We start from the raw sequence: 18,503 nt of genomic DNA, 5'->3' as shown, positions 1-18,503 counted from the left end.
AACGACGGATGCCGGTCCCCGACGCGTGTCGGGAACCGGCATCCGGTGCTTCGGAAGGGTGATCAGCCCTTCGGCGGCGTCACCGAGATGAGCGCCGCGGTGTTGCCCTGCATGGCCTTCTTCACCGAGATGACGGTGCCGTAGCCCACGCCGGAGTCGGCCGGGTTGCCCGTGCCGAGCACGGTGAACCCGAGGTCGAGACCGTAGTAGTCCGTCGCCGGGGTGCCGTCGGGGTTGACGACCCGCGTGGTGTACGGAGCGTTGCCGACCGAGGGCACGACCACCGAGGCGTCGCGCAGACGGTTGTACAGGCCGACCTTGCCGTTCACGGTGAGCGGCTCGATGCCGGCCACCCAGCCCTTGTCGTCGGTGAAGGTGCTCACCGGCGCCTGGGGCTTCAGAACGGTGCAGGCCTCGTTGTACGCGGCGTCGACGAGGCAGTCCTTGAACTGGTACGTCGGCTGCAGGCCGAACGCGGCGTTCGACGACTGCGCGCGGCTCGAGATGTTCTTCTGAACAGACGGGTCGAGCGCGGCCTCAGCGCCGGTGCGGCGCAGCGGGTCGAAGTGGCTGTCCACCAGCAGCAGACCGCCCTTCGCTCCGTAGCTCGGCAGGTTCGTCAGGTTCGAGGTGACCTGGTTGGAGCTGCCGTAGACCGCGTCGCGGTACCAGACCAGCGCGCCGGGCGCGTTGTAGGGAACCTTCTCGACCTTCCAGGCCTCGTCGCTGTACACCGTGGTGTAGCCGTACTTCAGGCCCTCGTCGAAGCCGTCCAGGTTGCGCCACTCGACCAGGTAGTACTGCTGCTTGATCTGCGTGCCGCTGTCGCGGGTCCACCCCGTGCCGGAGGTGTCGGTCCAGGTCGCGTCGGTCGCGGTCCAGCCGTTGTCGCCGGACTCGACGTCGTCGCTCCAGACCGTGTCGGTGCCGCTGGTCAGGGCGAAGTCGTCCGAGAACCAGCCGCGCTCCTGGAACGCCGCGTCAGTGGCCTGGCGCAGGCGGATCTGGATGTTCTGCCCGGCGTACGCCGACAGGTCGACGTAGTCGTGGGACCAGCCGTCCGAGGAGCCGGTGAGGCCGTACTTCTTGCCGCCGAAGTCCTTCATGCGACCGTTCGGGTCGGAGTAGGTGTCGCTCGTCGAGACCAGCGCGCCGGCCTCGTCGAAGACCTTCTGCTCGGTCCAGGTGCTGCCGCCGTCGGTCGAGACCTCGACGAAGCCGTAGTCCCAGTCCTCCTCGATGACGTAGTTGTTCCACATCCAGAACCGGCCGTTCGCAGGCACATTCTCGATGGAGCGGGTCAGGCGGGAGTCGGCCCAGTCCTGGTCGGCGCCGGAGTACCACATCTCAGAACCGCTGTGCGGCTCGGCGAGCACGATCTTCTTGTCGGGAAGGTTGACCTTGATGCCGTCCTTCGTGCCCTTCGCGGGGCGCGAGGTCTGGCCGATCTTGACGGTCGTGGCGTCGTCGCCGGGGTTGATCTCCTGCGGGTCGGCCCAGCCGAGCACCCACTTGTCCCAGAGGCCCATGTGGGTCGGCATCGACTGGAAGATGGGGCCGGAGTGCGAGCCGGAGCTCATCAGGTCCCAGAAGTCGATGTCGGAGTTGCCCGCGTTCGAGGTGTCGTACAGGTCGGGCAGACCGAGGTCGTGTCCGTACTCGTGTGCGAACACTCCGACGCCGGAGTTCTCCGGCTGCACGATGTAATTCGACAGCTTCAGGTTCGTGCCGGGGATGCTGGCACCGCCCGCGACCGAGGAGGAGTGCGCCCAGATCGCGTAGGTGCCCTCCTTGCCGCCGCCACCGGACTTGTCCTCACCGGCGTGCACCAGCACGACGTGGTCGATCACGCCGTCGGGCTCGTTGACGTTGCCGTCGCCGTCGCGGTCGCCCTGGTCCTCGATGTCGTAGTCGGCCCACGGGAAGTCGGGGTTCTGCGCGGCGAGCGACGCCACTGCGTCGATCGGCAGCTGACCGGGGCCGAGCGGGTTGTCCGGGTGGCCCTGCATGTCCTGCATGGGGCCGGCGACCCAGTTGCCGCTCTCATCCTTGTGGCAGACGGTGGCGCCGTAGTAGGCCTCGGAGTGCGGCACCTTGACCCACGCGGTAGCAGAACCGGTGAGGGTGTACGCGCCGCGCGACATCTCCTCGTACATGTTCTTCATCGTGTAGCCCGAGATGTCGAAGCCCGGCTTGCCGTCGGTGCCGGTCAGGTCGGTGCGCACGCGCTCGGTGATGCCCTTCTCGGAGAACAGCATCTTGTTGTAGAAGTCGCTCGAGAAATCCTTGACCCACATGGTGTTGTTGTCCTTGTGGGCGGCATCCGCCGGGTTCGGGATGTTGTTGTGCAGCGTCGGGCCCTGAACGGAGCCCGGCTTGCAGGTGGTGGCGCCGAACTCGGTCGGCACGTACAGGTCGCTGAAGTCCTCGGTGCCGTCGAACTCGACCAGGATCGTGAGCAGCTTCGCCTGCTGCGTGCTCTTGGAGTGCTTCAGGTTCTTGGGGCTCTTGCCGGTCTTCTGCGCCTTGGCCTCGTTCTTCGCGAGCTGGGCCGCGGCCTTCGGGTTGCCCTGCGCGAACTTCTGGTCGTACGCGTTGGCGCGGTCGCGCGCCTTGGCGCCGCTGTACCCCTTGGTCGTGCCCTTCGCGCTTGCGACGGGCGAGTCGGCGGATGCGTCGAAGGCACCCTCGACGTTCGGCGCGGCGTAGTTCATGTAGTACTCGTCTGCGCCGATCGTCGGCGAGGCCGGTGCCGCCTCAGCGGATGCAACTCCGCTGGCGGGGATCACACCGAAGGCGCTGACACCGGCGACCGCGAGCGCGAACGCCGATGCCGTCGCCGTCACACGCCTTCGTGTGCGGGCGGATTGTTCTGACATTGCTTCTCCCTTCGCGCGCCGCGCGAAAGGGTGTCGCAACGGCGCGAACGGTGCGCGCCGATCAGGCGCGCAAGTTCCCTTTTACCGTGAAAGTCCTGTGCAGGGGAAGTGGATTCGCTGAATCCGAGATGATCGCGTGATCTGCGGTCAGGACGCGCGCATCGGGCGTTCCACGTCGAGCGCACGCCGGGCGCGGGCCGCGTGCGCGGCGTAGCCGCGCGCCTCCGCCAGCGCGAGAACCTCGCGGAGGTAGACGGCGGCGCCGGCACCGTCGCCCATCCGCTGATGCGTGACCCCGCAGCCGAGCATCGCGTCGAGCCGCGACTGCACGTTCTGCACCTCCTGCGCGATCGACAGGGCGCGCTCGTGCAGGTCGAGGGCGGCAGGGAGGTCCGCCTTCTCTCTGGCGCACTCGGCCAGTGCCTCGGTCGCGGCGCCCTCGAGCCGCCGCAGGCCCGAGTCCCGGCTCAGCGACACTGCCAGCCGCGCGGCGTCCGAGGCCGCGTCCCAGCGTCCGTGGGACAGCTCGAGCAGGGCGAGCACGAGAAGCGCGGTCCCCTCCGACCTGGCGTCCCCGCATGCCCGAGCGAGGCGGAGCGCCTCGGCGATCGTCGCCGCGGTGTCTCCGTGGCCGAGCTCCAGCTCGACCGAGGCGAGGTTCGCGGTGCAGGCGGCGATGAGGCGGTCGTCTCGCGGATCGCGCACCGCGAGCCCGTTCCCGAGCAGGTCGAGGGACTGCAGGAGGTGCGCGCGGGCGTCGTCGGCCCGCCCGATCCGGCGAAGGACCAGCGAGAGGTTGTTCAGCGATATCGCCTGCTCTCGCACGTCGCCGAGCCGGCGGTTCAGCTGCAGCGCGCGCTCCTGGTGCCGCACGGACGCCTGCAGGTCGCCGAGATGATCCATCAGGATGCCCAGGGCGCACTCGGCGAGCGCGAGAGCGCGATCGTCTCCCCCCGCGGCGGCGTCGTCGCGCACCCGCTCGCCGAGACGGCGCATCGCCGGTGCATCGCCCTGCATCGTCGCGTAGACGGAGAGCTCGGCGACGAGCACCGTGCGGAAACCGCCCGCCGTCTCATCGCGGTACGCCATCGACATCAGCGCCGGCCACATGTCCTGCAGCCAGGTCACCGCCGCCGCGGGATCGGTGAAGCTCGCGGCCTTCGTCCGGAAGGCCGGGTCCGGCAGCTCGCCCTCGCGCAGGGGCACGTCGAGGCCGAGCACGCGACAGGCGTCGATCACGCCCCAGAGCCAGAGCGACCGGATGCGGCGCAGCGAGTCCCCGACGATGTCGGGGCCGTCGACCTGGTGCAGCAGTTCACGGGCGAACGCCGCGAGCAGGTCGTGCTGGCCGACCCTGTTCCCGATGTGGCGCTCAGCGAGGTGCAGTCCGACCAGCGTCTGCAGGGCGCGCCGGGTCTCGTGCGGGTCGCGCCCCCAAGCGGCCGCGACCGTGTCGAGATCGGACGGATGCTCCAGCAGTCCGATCCGCCGGAACAGCGCGGCGTCGTCCCGGGCGAGGGCGTCATAGGAGGCCCGCAGCACGGCCCGGACGCCGCGGCCTTCCTCGTCGGGAGTCGCCAGTGCATCGAGGCGCAGGCGCTCGTCCTCGAGCTCGGCGACGAGATCCGCCGCCGCGACCTCTGCAGAGCCGCCGTACTCGCGCAGGCGCTCGGCGGCGATGCGCAGGGCGAGGGGCAGGTGCCCGCACAGCGCGGCCAGCCGAGCGAAGGCAGGGGCCGGCGCCTCCGCGATCGAGTGGCCGGCTGGGGAGCGCTGGCGCCCCGCGCCGTCGGTGCCCCTGGCGAGGAGCGCGGCGGCGTCGCGGGGCGGGAGCGGCCCCAGGTGCACTCGGCGTGCCGAGATCCCGGCGGCGAGCGATGTCAGCTCCCGACGCGAGGTGACCACGGTCACGACGCCCGGTGCCGAGACCAGCAGGGGACGCAGCTGCTCGCCGTCCACGGCGTCGTCGAGCAGGATCAGCATCTGTCGCGAGGCGACCAGGGTGCGCAGCATCGCGCTGCGCTCCGGAACCCGCTGCGGCACGGCGCTGGGCAGGACGCCAAGAGAGGTGAGCAGGTGGGCGAGCGCCGACTCCGCGGAGCGCGGCCCTGCGGAGCTGAAGCCGGCGAGATCGACGTAGACCTGTCCGTCCGGGAACTCGACACGGCGGGCCTGCGCCCAGGCGAGCGCGAGTGCGGTCTTGCCCGAGCCCGCCGGGCCCGAGATCAGCGCGGTGCGAGCGCCTTCGCCGCCCGGCAGCAGGCGATCCAGCTCGGCCAGCTGCGCATCACGTCCGATCAGGGTCGTGGCCCCCGGAGGAAGTTCCGCCGGGGCCGAGCCCGCGGCGACGCCGGAACGCAGTGCCAGCCGGTGCGCGGCCTGCAGTTCGGCGCCCGGTTCGACCCCGATCTGGTCGATCAGCAGCCGGCGCCCTTCTCGGAACACCTCGCCCGCCCGCCCTGATCGTCCGGCGCGGGTCAGGGCGAGCATCAGCTGCGCCCTGAGGCGCTCGCTGAGGGGCTCCTCGGCGAGGAGCCGCTGGATCTCGGGCACGAGCTCGCCGCCTTCGCCGGCGTCGAGACGGTCCTGGAACAGCTGGACGGCACCGGTCAGCCGCAGCTCCCGCAGCCGCAGGCGCTCGCGCTGGAACAGCTCCTGCTCGAGGCCGGCATAGGGGTCACCGTTCCAGCCGGCCAGAGCCGCGGCGAGATCGCCGTGACCGGATACGGCGGCCTCGAGCGCATCGGCGTCGACGTGGTCGCCGTCCAGCACGAGGCGGTACCCATCGGCATCCGACTCGATGCGCGCCGCGCCGATCACCTTGCGCAGACGGTGGATCTGCACGCGCACCCGTCGGGTGACCCCCGCGCCGGTGTCTCCGGGCCAGAGCAGCTCGGTGAGGGCGTCGAGGCGAGCACGACGGCCCTCGGCCGTGAGCAGTCCGGCGAGCAGCAGGCGCTGCAGCCTGCCGGGCAGAGGTACCTCCGCACCGTCGTCGCCGACGATGCGGACGGGGCCCAGCACTGCGATGCGCATGTCGTCTCACACCTTAGTCACGGCCTGGAGCAGTCGCGCCCGGTTCTGCGACGGGCCTCTAGGGCGAGGCCGTCACGAAATAGGGATTCCTCCCGATGCTGCCCACCCGCCTCAGAGCGGAGTGTAGGGATGCACAACAACGAGGAGTCGCCATGTACGAGCAGAGTTTCTTCCACGGCCGCATCACCGCGATCGAGACCGAGCACGCCGCCCGCGAGGCGGAGCGCCGCCGCCAGCAGCGTGAGCGCGCGGGCGTCCCGGAGCGCAGCGGCGGCCTGATCCATCGGATGCGGGCGGCCGCGGCCACCCGTCACGCCGACGCCCGGGCCCGCGCAGCATCCGTCGCCCGGGACGTCACGCCGTGCGCGGACTGCCCGGCGGCGGCGTGAGGCGAGCGGTGCGGCCTGCCCAGGTCGCACCTCGCCGCGCTCCGGAGCACGGCACGGCGGTGAACCGGATGCCGGTTCCGCTGTGAGCGTCGTCACCGCCGGGCCCGACGTCGGTGGTCGGTGGCACGATGGGGGCATGCCTCTCGTCACACCGTCCGCCACGATGGTGGGCCGCGACATCGAGCTCGGGCTGCTCGGGCGGGCGTTCGACCGCGCGGGCGGCGGCGAGCCGGCATCCGTCCTCATCGGCGGCGAGGCCGGCATCGGCAAGACCCGGCTGCTCGCGGAGTTCGCGCAGCGGCTCGACGGGCGCGCCACGCTGCTGACCGGGTGGTGCCTCGACTACGGCTCCATCCCCGTGCCTTACGGGCCGCTGCCGGCGATCGTGCGCGGGGCGCTCGAGGCGCTCGACGACCCGTCTGCCGAGGCGGCCGGCCCCGGCCGGGCGGCACTGCGCCTGCTGCTGCCGGAACTGGGCGAGGGGCCGATCGATCGGGCCGCCATTCCGCCCGAGGGTCTCGGCGAGGCGATCGCCGACGTGTTCGAGGCCGCCGCGCGGCGGCATCCACTGGTCGTGGTCGTCGAAGACCTGCACTGGGCCGACCCTGCGACGCTCTCGATCCTCTCCTTCCTGCTCCGCGCCCTCGCGCGGGAGCAGGTCATGTTCGTGCTCACCTGCCGCACCGACGAGATCGGCCGAGGCGGTGCCGTGCGCTCGTTCCTGGTCGCTGCCGAGCGCGCCAGGCTGCTCGACCGGATCGGCCTCGAGCGGCTCGACGCCGCCGCGGTGCGCGTCCTCGCCGAATCGCTGCGCGGGGGCGTCGACGACGCATCCTTCGAGCGCGTCCTCGAGCGTTCCGAAGGCGTGCCGTTCTTCGTGGAGGAGCTGGCCTGCAACGCCGAGGGGCCCATTCCCGAGACTCTGCGCGATGTGCTGCTCGCCCGGTTCGACGGGCTCGGTGACGACGCGAAGAAGGTGGTGCGCCTGGCATCCGCTTCCGACGGCTCGGTGTCGCACGATCTGCTCGCGACACTCTCCGCGCTGCCCGACGAGCGTCTGGACGGCGCCCTGCGCGAGGCGATGGCGGCGTCGATCCTCGCGGTGCGCGACGACGACGCCTACGCCTTCCGGCACGCGCTGCTGCGCGAGGCCGTGCACGACGACCTGCTTCCCGGTGAGCGCGGTCGGCTGCACCGCGCCTACGCGGAGGCGCTCGAGGCACGTCCGGCGGGCGAGTGCTCTCGCGCATCCGAACTGGCGTTCCACTGGCATCAGGCGCACGACGCCCGGCGGGCGCTCGCCGCGGCCGTGCAGGCGATGACGCAGGCGCGCACCGACTACGCGTTCTCCTCCGCCGCGCGGTTCGGCGAACTCGCGCTGGAGCTGTGGGATCAGGTGCCGGATGCGGCGGAGCTGGTCGGCATGCCCCGGATCACGCTGCTCACCAGACTCGGGTCGATCATGCGCAACGCGGGCGACAGCGAGCGGGCGCTCAGCGTGGTCGAGCTCGCGCTGCAGGAGGCCGAGAACGACGACGGCATCGAGCTCGGTGCGCGCGTGCGCCTGCTGCGCGACAAGGCGATGTACCTGCAGAACGCCGGGCGGCACGGCGCCATCGAGTACTCCGAGCGGGCGCTCGCGCTGATGGACGACGACTTCGAGGATCAGCGGCTCCGGGCACTGGTGCTCGTGCAGCTCGCCGGGCGGCTGATGATCAGCGCACGCTTCGACGAGTGCGAGGTCGCGGCCTCCGAGGCGATCCGCATCGGCGAGAGCATGGGGATCGACCCGGTGATCTCGATGGCGGCGACCACCATCGCCATCTGCGCGATGGAGCGCGGCGACCCCGATGGCGCCTACGCCTGGTTCGAGCGGGCGCAGCAGCACGCGATCAACAACGACGCGAAGCTGCGATACCGGGTCAACTACTCCGATGCGCTCTGCCTGCTCGGACGGCATCGCGACGCCGTCCGGGTGGCCGAGGAAGGTGTCGCGCACGCGCGCGCACTCGGCCTTGAGCGCACCAGTGGGTCGATCCTCACCCAGAACCTCGTCGAGCCGCTGCTGCACCTGGGCCGGATCGACCGCGCTGAAGAGCTGCTCGCGGGCGACCTGGCCATGCCCACGCATCGCATCTTCCGGGTGTACACCACCGCATCGCGCATCAAGGCGCTCGCCTGGCGCGGGCGCATCGACGAGGCCGCGGCGCTGCGCGATGAATGGCGCACCAGGATCGACGCCGCCGCCGAGGTCGAGACGCAGGTCTGGTACGGGCGGCTGCTGTCCGCGCTCGACATCGAGATGAACGCCGGGAGCACGGATGCCGCGGCCGATCTGCTCGACGGGCTGCTCGATGCCCCGGTGCGGCTGCCCGCGCACATGGCGCGCACGCTCAGCGAGGCTCCATGGACGGTGGTCGCGCTGCGCGCGCAGGGGCAGGGGGTGCGGGCCGCAGCCCTCGCGGAGCGTCTGCTGGCGGCATGGGACGCACTGCCCGGCGGGCTCCGGCATCCGCACTGGGACCCGGTGCTGCGTGCTCTGCTCGTCCCGTCGAGCACGGCGCTGCGCGCGGCCCTCGTGCACACCGACGACGAGGACGCCCCGGTGCTGCACGCCGTGCTGGCGCGGCTGGAGCTGGCCCGTGCGATCGTCGCCGAACGCGGGGATCGCGCCGAGGCGGCCGAGGCGCTGGCCGAGGCGACGGCGATCGCCGAGCGCGTCGGGCATGCGCGCCTCGCGCGCGATGTGGCCGACTTCACCGCCGCATCCGGTCTGGCGAACGGCCACTCGCGCGGCGACGGCGCCGAGCTCACCGAGCGCGAGCGGCAGGTGCTCGATCTGATCGGCGCGGGCCGCAGCAACCGCGAGATCGCCGACGAGCTGTTCATCAGCATCAAGACGGTGAGCGTGCACGTCTCGTCGATCCTGCGCAAGCTCGGAGTCGCCTCGCGCACCGAGGCTGCAGCCCGGCTGCGCGCGGGGGTCTGAGCCCGTCAGCCGGCATCCGCCGGCGGACGGCGCATGATCACTCCTGAGGCTGAGCGGCGATCGCCCGATCGAAGGTCACGACGATCTGCTCAGCGGCGGACTCCCAGTCCGTGCTGCTCGCCGCCAGACTGACGATGTTGGCGTCCATCGCACCTCGGAGGCTGATCGCCATCACCGCGACGTCGAAGTCGCGGAGTTCGCCCGTCGCCTGGCCGGCTCGGAATCCGTCTTCCAGCAGTGCGAGCGAGTTGGAGCTCGGACCGGCTGACACCGCGCCCGCGAGTGCGACCACGGCGCGTGCGTAGTCGACGTCACGGGCGAGGAATGCGAAGTTGCTGCGGACATACGCCGCGATCTTGCCGCGGATCGTGGATTCGGCGGCGATCCGGGGACCCATGAACGCCGCCGCCTGACCGAGTACATGGTGGAGCGTCTCGGCGAGCAGTGCGTCACGCGCGCCGAAGTGGTACGAGACGAGCCGGGTGCTGCTGATCCCCGCCTCGTCCTTGACCTTTGCGAAGGAGAGGCCATGCACACCCTCACGGGCGATCACCCTGATCGTGGCGTCGAGGATCTGCGCGCGACGCAGCGCGGTCGCTTCAGCATTCGTGCCCACGTTGACGATCTTACCTGAGTGAGTAACAATGTTACCCATGCGAGTAACAAGTTCGGATCGCCCTGATGCGTCTCTGACGGGGCGACCGAGAAGGGCTCAGACGCTCTGGGCGATCGTGGCGCTGGTGGGGTTGGAGATGCTGCTCATCGCGTTCCTGACCGCGATCGGAGTGCGGGGCGTGCCCGCTGTCGTGATCGTGGTCGTGTTCGCACTTGTCGAGCGGATCGCGTACGTGCGCTGGTTCAAGAGGCCTGGGAGGTGAGTCCGGTCAGGATCGGTGATCCGACGGACCCACCGGCGTGATCCGGCCGCCGAGCCCGCTGTCCTCGTGGGCGAGCCCGGCGACGACCTCGAAGATCGTCCTCTCGATCGCCGCGACGGCGGCGCTCGCCCTGACCGCGGCCCGCCGCGACAGGTTGACCGTCCTCGTCAGTGACGGGTCGCCGAGTGGGGAGCCCCTCAGCTCAGGTCTGCCCAGGAGCACGGTCGCAGGCACGACGGCCACGCCGATCCCGCGGGCCACGAAGCGCAGCACCGCATCCATCTCGGCGCCCTCGACGGCGATCGTCGGAGTCAGGCCGGATGCCTCGAACGCGGCGTCCGTCGCGACCCGCAGGTCGTAGCTGCGGTTGAAGGCGACCTGCGGCAGCGCCGCAAGCTCCGTGATCGTGAGGCGATCGGGGACGCCGGGGGCGTCGGCGGCGGAGGCGACGACCAGCTCCTCGGTGAAGAGCGGCACCCGCTCGACCGCCGCGTCGCTGCGCACGTTCGGCCGGGTGATCGTGAGCGCGAGGTCGAGCGCACCCTCGCTGAGCGCCTCGACCAGGATGCGCGATCCCGCCTCGGTGATGTGCAGGTCGATGCCGGGATGCGCACGGCGGAACTCGGCGATCACCTCGGCCACCACCGAGACGCAGAGCGTCGGCGGTGCGCCGAGACGGATGCGGCCGCGCCGCAGCCCGGCCAGTTCGTCCATCTCCTGCCGGGCGGCGTCGGCGTCGGCCAGCATCCGCCGGGCGATCGGCAGCAGCGCCTCGCCGGCGGTGGTGATCGCGACGCCGGTGCGGTCGCGCTGGAACAGCGTGGCGCCGAGGTCGGACTCGAGCGCCTGGATCTGCCGCGACAGCGAGGGCTGAGTCAGGAACAGCTCATCGGCGGCGCGGGTGAAGTGGCCCAGCCGCGCGACCGCTTCGAACGAACGGAGTTCCTCGAGCCTCATGCGTGAAGCGTATCGAAATGAAAGAAACAATGCATTGGCGGGATCCATTCGAGGTTCCTAGCGTGGAACGCATGCTCTCCTCCCCGCATGCAGAACGTCATCTCACAACTTCCGTGCTCGTCATCGGCACCGGCGGTGCCGGCCTCCGCGCGTCGATCGAACTCGCCGAGCGCGGCATCCAGGTGCTCGCCGTCGGCAAGCGCCGCAAGCACGACGCGCACACCACTCTCGCGGCCGGCGGCATCAACGCGGCTCTGGGCACCATGGATCCCGAGGACTCCTGGCAGCAGCACGCCGCCGACACTCTGCGCGAGTCGTACTTCCTCGCCGACCCCGAGATCGTCGAGGTCGTCGCGCGGAACGCGGCCCGCGGCGTCGAGGACCTCGAGCGGTGGGGCATGCCCTTCGCGCGCGAGGCCGACGGCCGCATCAGCCAGCGCTTCTTCGGTGCGCACACGTATCGCCGCACCGCCTACGCCGGCGACTACACCGGTCTCGAGATCCAGCGCACGCTGGTGCGTCGCGCGGCCGAGCTCGCGGTGCCGATCATCGACACCGTCTACATCACCCGCATCCTCACGGCGGACGGCACGGTGTTCGGCGCCTACGGCTTCGACATCGTCGACGGCACGCCGATCGTCATCCATGCCGACGCGGTGATTCTCGCCGCCGGTGGGCACACCCGCATCTGGCGGTACACCTCGTCGCGGCGCGACGAGAACACCGGCGACTCGTTCCGGCTGGCGGCGCTGGCCGGAGCGCGCATCCGCGACGCCGAGCTCGTGCAGTTCCACCCCTCCGGGCTGCTCGAACCGGACGACGCCGCGGGCACGCTCGTCTCCGAGGCGGCGCGCGGCGAGGGCGGCATCCTCACCAACGCGCAGGGCGAGCGGTTCATGGAGCGTTATGATCCCGAGCGCATGGAGCTGTCGACCCGTGACCGCGTCGCGCTTGCGAACTACACCGAGATCGCCGAGGGGCGCGGCACCGAGAAGGGCGGCGTCTGGCTGGACGTCTCGCATCTGCCGCGAGAGCAGGTCCTCGAGAAGCTGCCGCGGCTGTACCGCGCGATGATCGATCTGCAGATGCTCGACATCACCGAGCAGCCCATGGAGGTGGCGCCCACCGCGCACTACTCGATGGGCGGCGTGTGGGTGCGGCCCGAGGACCACGGCACCGGTGTCGAGGGTCTGTACGCGATCGGCGAGGCGTCCAGCGGGCTGCACGGCGCCAATCGCCTGGGCGGCAACTCGCTCATCGAGCTGATGGTCTACGGCCGGATCACCGGCGAGACCGCGGCCGAGTACGTGCGCGGTCGCACCGAGGTGCGTCGTGATCCCGAGGCGGTCGCCGAGGCGCGCGCCGAGCTGGAGGGCTTCCTGCGCAGCACCGGAACCGAGACGCCGCGCCGGCTGCAGCGCGCGGTGCGCGATCTGATGACCGAGCACGCCGGTGTCATCCGCACCGAGGAGTCGCTGCGCGAGGGCCTCGCCGAGCTCGCCGTCCTCGAGGAGCGCGCGAAGAACGTCACCGCGCACCCGGACATCGCCGGCTTCGACGATCTGGCGCACGCCTTCGATCTGCTCGGCTCGCTTCTTGCCGCGCGCGCCACCCTGGAGTCGGCGATCGAGCGTCGCGAGACCCGTGGATGCCACAACCGCGCCGACTTCCCGGAGACCGACCCGGCGCTGCGCGGCAACATGATCTGGACGCCGGGCGGCGGCGTCGAGTTCGAGCCGCTCCCGGACGCGCCGGAATCGTTCCGTGCGCTGGCCGAGGCGTCGGCGTCGGATGCGGTGGAGGGCAAGCTCGTGGAGTGAGCTCCGCTGGTCGATACCCCCCTGGGAATACCCCAGGGGGGTATCTTCTTGTATCCTGGTGAGACGGTACCCCAGGGGGGTACTCTGGAGTCAGTAACAGAAAGGTGCGAACCATGACCACGACCGAGTTCCAGGTGACCGGGATGACCTGCGGACACTGCGAGATGTCCGTCCGCAAGGAGGTCCAGCAGGTCGCCGGCGTCGAGGGCGTCGACGTGAGCGCGCAGACGGGAAAGCTCATCGTCACCTCTGCGGCATCCGTCGATGCGGCCGCCGTGATCGCCGCAGTCGACGAGGCCGGCTACGCGGCCGTCGCCGCCTGACACCCACCACCATCGAGACCGGAGCATTCGGAACATGAGCACCGCAGCAGCAGAGAACCGCATCGAACTCGCCATCGGCGGGATGACGTGTGCGTCCTGTGCGATGCGCATCGAGAAGAAGCTCAACAAGCTCGACGGCGTCACCGCCACGGTCAACTACGCGACCGAGAAGGCTCAGGTCAGCGTCGACGGCGCTCTCGACCCGGCGGTGCTCATCGCCGAGGTCGAGAACGCCGGGTACACGGCGCAGGTGCCGGCGGCCAAGAAGGAGCGCGCAGATGACGGGGTGGATGTCGAGGATCCCGAGCTGCGCTCGTTGCGGCAGCGCCTGATCGGCTCGGCCGTGCTGAGTGTGCCGGTCATCCTGCTGGCGATGATTCCGGCTCTGCAGTTCACCTACTGGCAGTGGGCGTCGCTCGCCCTCGCCGCGCCGGTGATCGTGTGGGGCGCCTGGCCGTTCCACCGTGCGGCCTGGGTGAACCTGCGGCACGGCGCGGCCACGATGGACACGCTGATCAGCCTGGGCACCTCGGCCGCGTTCCTGTGGTCGCTGTACGCGCTGTTCCTCGGGACCGCCGGCATGCCGGGCATGACGCACGGGTTCTCGTGGACGGTCGCGCCCACGGATGGTGCGGGCAACATCTACCTCGAGGTCGCCGCGGGCGTGACCACCTTCGTGCTCGCGGGCCGCTACTTCGAGAAGCGCGCCAAGCGGCAGGCGGGGGCGGCGCTCCGCGCACTGCTCGAGCTCGGCGCGAAGGACGTCGCGGTGCTCCGTGGCGGCATCGAGGCCCGCATCCCGATCGAGGACCTCCGGGTCGGCGACGAGTTCGTGGTGCGCCCGGGGGAGAAGGTCGCCGCCGACGGCGTGGTGTCGACCGGCACATCCGCGGTCGACGCGTCGATGATCACCGGTGAATCCGTGCCGGTCGAGGTGGGGCCAGGGGATGCCGTCACCGGCGCCACCGTGAACGCCGGCGGGCGCCTGGTGGTGCGTGCCACCCGGGTCGGCTCCGACACCCAGCTCGCACAGATGGCGAAGCTCGTCGAGGAGGCGCAGTCCGGCAAGGCCGAGGTGCAGCGCCTGGCCGACCGCATCTCCGGCGTCTTCGTGCCGATCGTCATCGGCATCGCCCTGGTGACGCTGGTCGCCTGGGCCCTGATCTCGGGCGACTGGAGCATGGCGTTCACCGCCGCCGTCGCCGTACTGATCATCGCCTGCCCCTGCGCGCTGGGTCTCGCGACCCCGACCGCGCTGCTGGTCGGCACCGGGCGCGGCGCGCAGCTCGGCATCCTCATCAAGGGACCCGAGGTGCTCGAGTCCACCCGCCGCGTCGACACGATCGTGCTCGACAAGACCGGCACTGTGACCGAAGGGCGCATGTCTGTGGCATCCGTCATCCCCGCAGGCGGCACGGATGCTGCGCAGCTGCTGCGCCTGGCCGGCGCGGTCGAGGACGCCAGTGAGCACCCGATCGCCCAGGCGATCGCGAAGGCTGCGGTGGCCTCACCGGTTCCGGCCCCTGAGCGCCCTTCGTCTCCCTCCGCTCGCTCAGGAACCGCGGACCCGCGAGACGAAGGGCGCTCAGGAACCGCGGACCCGCGAGACGAAACGCTCTCAGTTGACCAGGGGCGCCAGCTCTCCGAGGTCGAGTCGTTCCAGAACGTGGAAGGACGCGGCGTCACCGGCGTCGTCGACGGGCACGCGGTGCTCGTCGGACGACTGTCGCTGCTCGAGGACTGGGCCGTGCACCCGTCGCAGGATCTGCTGGACGCGAAGGCGCAGGCCGAGGCATCCGGTCAGACCGCGGTGCTCGTGGCCTGGGACGGTGCGGCGCGCGGCGTGATCGTCGTGTCGGATCGGGTGAAGGAGACCTCGGCCGAGGCGGTGGCCTCCTTCGTGAAGCTGGGGCTGACGCCCATCCTGCTCACCGGTGACAACGAGGCGGCCGCGCGACACATCGCCGCGCAGGTGGGCATCTCTGAAGTGATCGCCGAGGTGCTGCCGGCCGAGAAGCTCTCGGTCGTCGCCCGCCTGCAGGGCGAGGGGAGGATCGTCGCGATGGTCGGCGACGGCGTCAACGACGCTCCGGCGCTCGCGCAGGCCGACCTCGGCATGGCGATGGGCACCGGTACGGATGTCGCGATCGAGGCATCCGACATCACCCTCGTCCGCGGCGACCTGCGCGCGGCGGCGGACGCGATCCGCCTGTCGCGGCGGACGCTCGGCACGATCAAGGGCAACCTGTTCTGGGCCTTCGCGTACAACACCGCGGCGATCCCGCTCGCGGCGCTGGGACTGCTGAACCCGATGATCGCGGGCGCGGCGATGGCCTTCTCGAGCGTCTTCGTGGTGGGGAACAGTCTGCGGCTGCGCCGATTCCGCTGAGCGACTCACGCCATACCCCTCTGGGAACCCTTGTCAGGGAATACCCCAGGGGGGTATGTTCGTTGTCGTGAACATGGACAAGCACGAGGGCCACGCCACCGGGTCGTTGAGCGAGCGAGGAACGAGCGAGACGAAACGGTCTCAGCATGCGCAGGAGGACCACTCCGGGCATGACATGCACGCCGGGCACGACGGGCACGACGCCCACGCGGGTCACGACGCTCACGCGGGTCACGACGCTCACGCGGGTCACGACGCTCACGCGGGTCACGACGCTCACGCGGGTCACGACGCTCACGCGGGTCACGGAGGCCACGGCGATCACGTCGGACAGTTCCGGCGGCTGTTCTGGATCAACCTGATCATCGCCGTCCCAGTGGTCGCGCTGTCGCCGATGTTCGCGATGATCCTGGGCTACGAGGTCCCGGGGTGGGCGCGATGGGTCGCTCCCGTGCTGGGAACCGTGATGTACGTCTGGGGTGGCCGGCCGTTCCTCACCGGCGCCGTCTCCGAGCTCAAGGCGCGCAAGCCGGGGATGATGCTGTTGATCGCCCTCGCGATCACCGTCGCCTTCCTGGCATCCTGGGGCGCGAGCCTCGGTCTCCTGCACCACGAGCTCGAGTTCTGGTGGGAGCTGGCGCTGCTGATCGTCATCATGCTTCTCGGGCACTGGCTCGAGATGCGCTCGCTCGCGCAGACCAGCTCTGCGCTCGACTCGCTCGCCGCGCTGCTGCCCGACGAGGCCGAGCTCGCGGACGGCACCGTGGTCAACCCGTCCGACCTCCGCGTCGGCGACGTCGTGATCGTGCGCCCCGGCGGCAGCATCCCGGCCGACGGGAAGATCGTCGACGGCCGCGCCGACATGGACGAGTCCATGCTCACCGGCGAGTCCCGTACGGTCTCCCGCGGCACCGGCGACTCCGTCACCGCCGGAACCGTCGCCACCGACTCCGGTCTGCGGGTCGAGGTCACCGCCACCGGCGACGACACCGCGCTGGCAGGCATCCGCAAGCTCGTCGCCGACGCACAGGCGTCCAGCTCGCACGCGCAGCGCTTGGCCGACCGGGCCGCCGCCTGGCTGTTCTGGTTCGCGCTCGGCGCCGCGGCGATCACCGCGATCGTCTGGTCGTTCATCGGACTGCCGGACGAGGCCGTCATCCGCACCATCACGGTGCTCGTGATCGCCTGCCCCCATGCGCTGGGCCTGGCCATCCCGCTGGTCGTCTCGATCGCCACCGAGCGGGCGGCTCGCGCCGGCGTGCTCGTCAAGGACCGCCTGGCGCTGGAGAGCATGCGCGACATCGACGCGGTGCTGTTCGACAAGACCGGAACGCTCACCAAGGGCGAGCCCACCGTCACCGGCATCGCGCCGGTCGGGGAGTGGACCTCCGACCAGGTGCTGGCGCTCGCGGCATCCGCCGAGTCCGACAGCGAGCACCCGCTCGCGAAGGCGATCGTGCGCGCGGCATCCGCCCTCGACGTGGCCACCGCGACCGGCTTCGCCTCGTCGCCGGCCGTCGGCGTGACCGCGACGGTCGAGGGGCACGAGGTGCGCGTCGGCGGACCGCGTCTGCTCGACGAGGTCGGTGCGGAGGAGGTTCCGGATGCCGCGGACTGGCGCGCCGACGGCGCGATCATCCTGCACGTCGTGCGCGACGGTCAGGTGATCGGCGGGCTGAAGCTCGCGGACGAGATCCGCTCCGAGTCGCGTGAGGCCGTCGAGGCGCTGCGCGCGAAGGGCGTCGAGGTGGTCATGATCACCGGCGATGCCGAGGCAGTCGCACGCTCCGTGGCGTCCGAGCTGGGCATCGAGCGCGTGTTCGCAGGTGTGCGACCGGAGGACAAGTCCGCCAAGGTCGCCGAGCTGCAGCGCGAAGGCAAGAAGGTCGCGATGGTCGGCGACGGCGTCAACGACGCTCCGGCGCTCGCCCAGGCGGATGTCGGCATCGCGATCGGCGCCGGAACGGATGTCGCGATCGCCTCGGCGGGCGTCATCCTGGCCTCCGCCGACCCTCGTTCCGTGCTCTCGGTCATCGAGCTCTCGCGGGCCAGCTACCGCAAGATGAAGCAGAACCTGTGGTGGGCGGCCGGCTACAACCTGATCTCGGTGCCGCTCGCGGCCGGCGTGCTCGCGCCGATCGGGTTCGTGATGCCGATGTCGGTCGGTGCGGTGCTGATGAGCCTGTCCACGATCGTCGTGGCGCTCAACGCGCAGTCGCTGCGGCGGCTGGACCTGCGGCCCCGGCACCAGTGACCGGCCACTCCTCGGCGAGCAGCCCGTAGCTCAGCCCGTCCATCCACTCGCCGGAGCGGTGCAGCGCGGTCTTGCGGCTGAACTCCTCACGGCGCATCCCGAGGCGCTCCATCAGGCGCCAGGACGGCTCGTTGGCGGCGAAGCATCCGGCGTGCACGCGGCGCAGCCCGAGCGGCCCGAAGCAGACGTCGATCACGGCGCGGATCGCCTCGGTCGCGTAGCCCTTGCCCGCGTGGTCGGGATGCAGCACCCAGCCCAGCTCGGCCTGCACGTCCTTCGCCTGATCGGTCACCTCCGCCTGCGCCCAGCCGTCCTCGATGCGCACCATCACGTCGCCGATGAGTACGGGGAGCTCCTGCTCCTCACCGGGGAGCAGGTCGATCGCGTACGTCACCGCCAGTCGGTCCGGGGCGGAGAAGGTCTCGACGAACGCCTCGTGCGTGCCGGGCGCCCTGCCGAGCAGCCGGTTCACCTCGGGCAGCTGCCAGTACTCCCACATCGCGTCGAGGTCGTCGGTCGTACAGGGACGGATCTCGAGGCGGGGAGTGCGGATCGGCCAGACGTCGCTCATCGGCCCAGGCTAGCCCGG

General features: G+C 70.8%; 12 protein-coding genes. 7 read left to right on the top strand and 5 right to left on the bottom strand.

Going from position 1 to position 18,503, the window contains the following annotated elements; genetic code table 11:
* Positions 1-62: 62 nt before the first annotated feature.
* Together ACFVAE_RS08960 and ACFVAE_RS08955 are read right to left on the bottom strand one after the other, a co-directional pair.
* Positions 63-2,879 (bottom strand): immune inhibitor A domain-containing protein, encoded by a 2,817-nt coding sequence (locus ACFVAE_RS08960; protein ID WP_378890725.1) that lies wholly within the window; start codon positions 2,877-2,879, stop codon positions 63-65.
* A gap of 147 nt (positions 2,880-3,026) precedes the next feature.
* Positions 3,027-5,915: a BTAD domain-containing putative transcriptional regulator gene (locus tag ACFVAE_RS08955; RefSeq protein WP_378890723.1), complete on the bottom strand. Its 2,889-nt coding sequence runs from the start codon at positions 5,913-5,915 to the stop codon at positions 3,027-3,029.
* A 152-nt stretch (positions 5,916-6,067) separates the two neighbouring features.
* On the opposite strand from ACFVAE_RS08955, the gene ACFVAE_RS08950 reads away from it, so the two are divergent.
* Together ACFVAE_RS08950 and ACFVAE_RS08945 are read left to right on the top strand one after the other, a co-directional pair.
* Complete coding sequence (locus ACFVAE_RS08950; protein ID WP_378890720.1) at positions 6,068-6,304, top strand: hypothetical protein; 237 nt, start codon at positions 6,068-6,070, stop codon at positions 6,302-6,304.
* A gap of 136 nt (positions 6,305-6,440) precedes the next feature.
* A complete protein-coding gene (locus tag ACFVAE_RS08945) occupies positions 6,441-9,293 on the top strand; it encodes an AAA family ATPase (RefSeq protein ID WP_378890717.1) in 2,853 nt (950 codons plus the stop codon).
* A gap of 37 nt (positions 9,294-9,330) precedes the next feature.
* Here ACFVAE_RS08945 and ACFVAE_RS08940 read toward each other — a convergent pair whose 3' ends face one another.
* Complete coding sequence (locus ACFVAE_RS08940) at positions 9,331-9,909, bottom strand: TetR family transcriptional regulator (RefSeq protein ID WP_378890714.1); 579 nt, start codon at positions 9,907-9,909, stop codon at positions 9,331-9,333.
* 124 nt (positions 9,910-10,033) lie between these two features.
* Here ACFVAE_RS08940 and ACFVAE_RS08935 point away from each other — a divergent pair, with 124 nt between their 5' ends.
* The gene (locus ACFVAE_RS08935) at positions 10,034-10,171 is read left to right on the top strand and encodes a hypothetical protein (RefSeq protein WP_378890712.1); all 138 of its coding nucleotides are present in this window, start codon (positions 10,034-10,036) and stop codon (positions 10,169-10,171) included.
* A 6-nt stretch (positions 10,172-10,177) separates the two neighbouring features.
* Here the strand turns inward: ACFVAE_RS08935 and ACFVAE_RS08930 are convergent, their stop codons facing one another.
* The gene (locus tag ACFVAE_RS08930) at positions 10,178-11,128 is read right to left on the bottom strand and encodes a LysR family transcriptional regulator (RefSeq protein ID WP_378890710.1); all 951 of its coding nucleotides are present in this window, start codon (positions 11,126-11,128) and stop codon (positions 10,178-10,180) included.
* A 71-nt stretch (positions 11,129-11,199) separates the two neighbouring features.
* Between ACFVAE_RS08930 and ACFVAE_RS08925 the strand changes: the two genes are divergently transcribed.
* The 4 genes from ACFVAE_RS08925 (at position 11,200) to ACFVAE_RS08910 (ending at position 17,914) form a co-directional block, all read left to right on the top strand.
* The gene (locus ACFVAE_RS08925; protein ID WP_378890708.1) at positions 11,200-12,948 is read left to right on the top strand and encodes an FAD-binding protein; all 1,749 of its coding nucleotides are present in this window, start codon (positions 11,200-11,202) and stop codon (positions 12,946-12,948) included.
* 113 nt (positions 12,949-13,061) lie between these two features.
* A complete protein-coding gene (locus ACFVAE_RS08920; RefSeq protein ID WP_378857983.1) occupies positions 13,062-13,271 on the top strand; it encodes a heavy-metal-associated domain-containing protein in 210 nt (69 codons plus the stop codon).
* A 34-nt stretch (positions 13,272-13,305) separates the two neighbouring features.
* On the top strand, positions 13,306-15,660 hold the full coding sequence (locus ACFVAE_RS08915) for a heavy metal translocating P-type ATPase (RefSeq protein WP_378890706.1): 2,355 nt from the start codon (positions 13,306-13,308) through the stop codon (positions 15,658-15,660).
* Between the two features lie 175 nt (positions 15,661-15,835).
* On the top strand, positions 15,836-17,914 hold the full coding sequence (locus ACFVAE_RS08910) for a copper-translocating P-type ATPase (protein ID WP_378893539.1): 2,079 nt from the start codon (positions 15,836-15,838) through the stop codon (positions 17,912-17,914).
* Here the strand turns inward: ACFVAE_RS08910 and ACFVAE_RS08905 are convergent.
* Entirely contained in the window at positions 17,865-18,485 is a 621-nt protein-coding gene (locus ACFVAE_RS08905) for a GNAT family N-acetyltransferase (RefSeq protein ID WP_378890704.1), read from the bottom strand. The genes ACFVAE_RS08910 and ACFVAE_RS08905 overlap by 50 nt on opposite strands.
* Between the last annotated feature and the right edge of the window lie 18 nt (positions 18,486-18,503).

Origin of the sequence: Microbacterium sp. NPDC057659 (assembly GCF_042799915.1) — a bacterium.
GTDB lineage: Bacteria > Actinomycetota > Actinomycetes > Actinomycetales > Microbacteriaceae > Microbacterium.
This window is presented reverse-complemented; position numbering and strand designations above follow the sequence as displayed.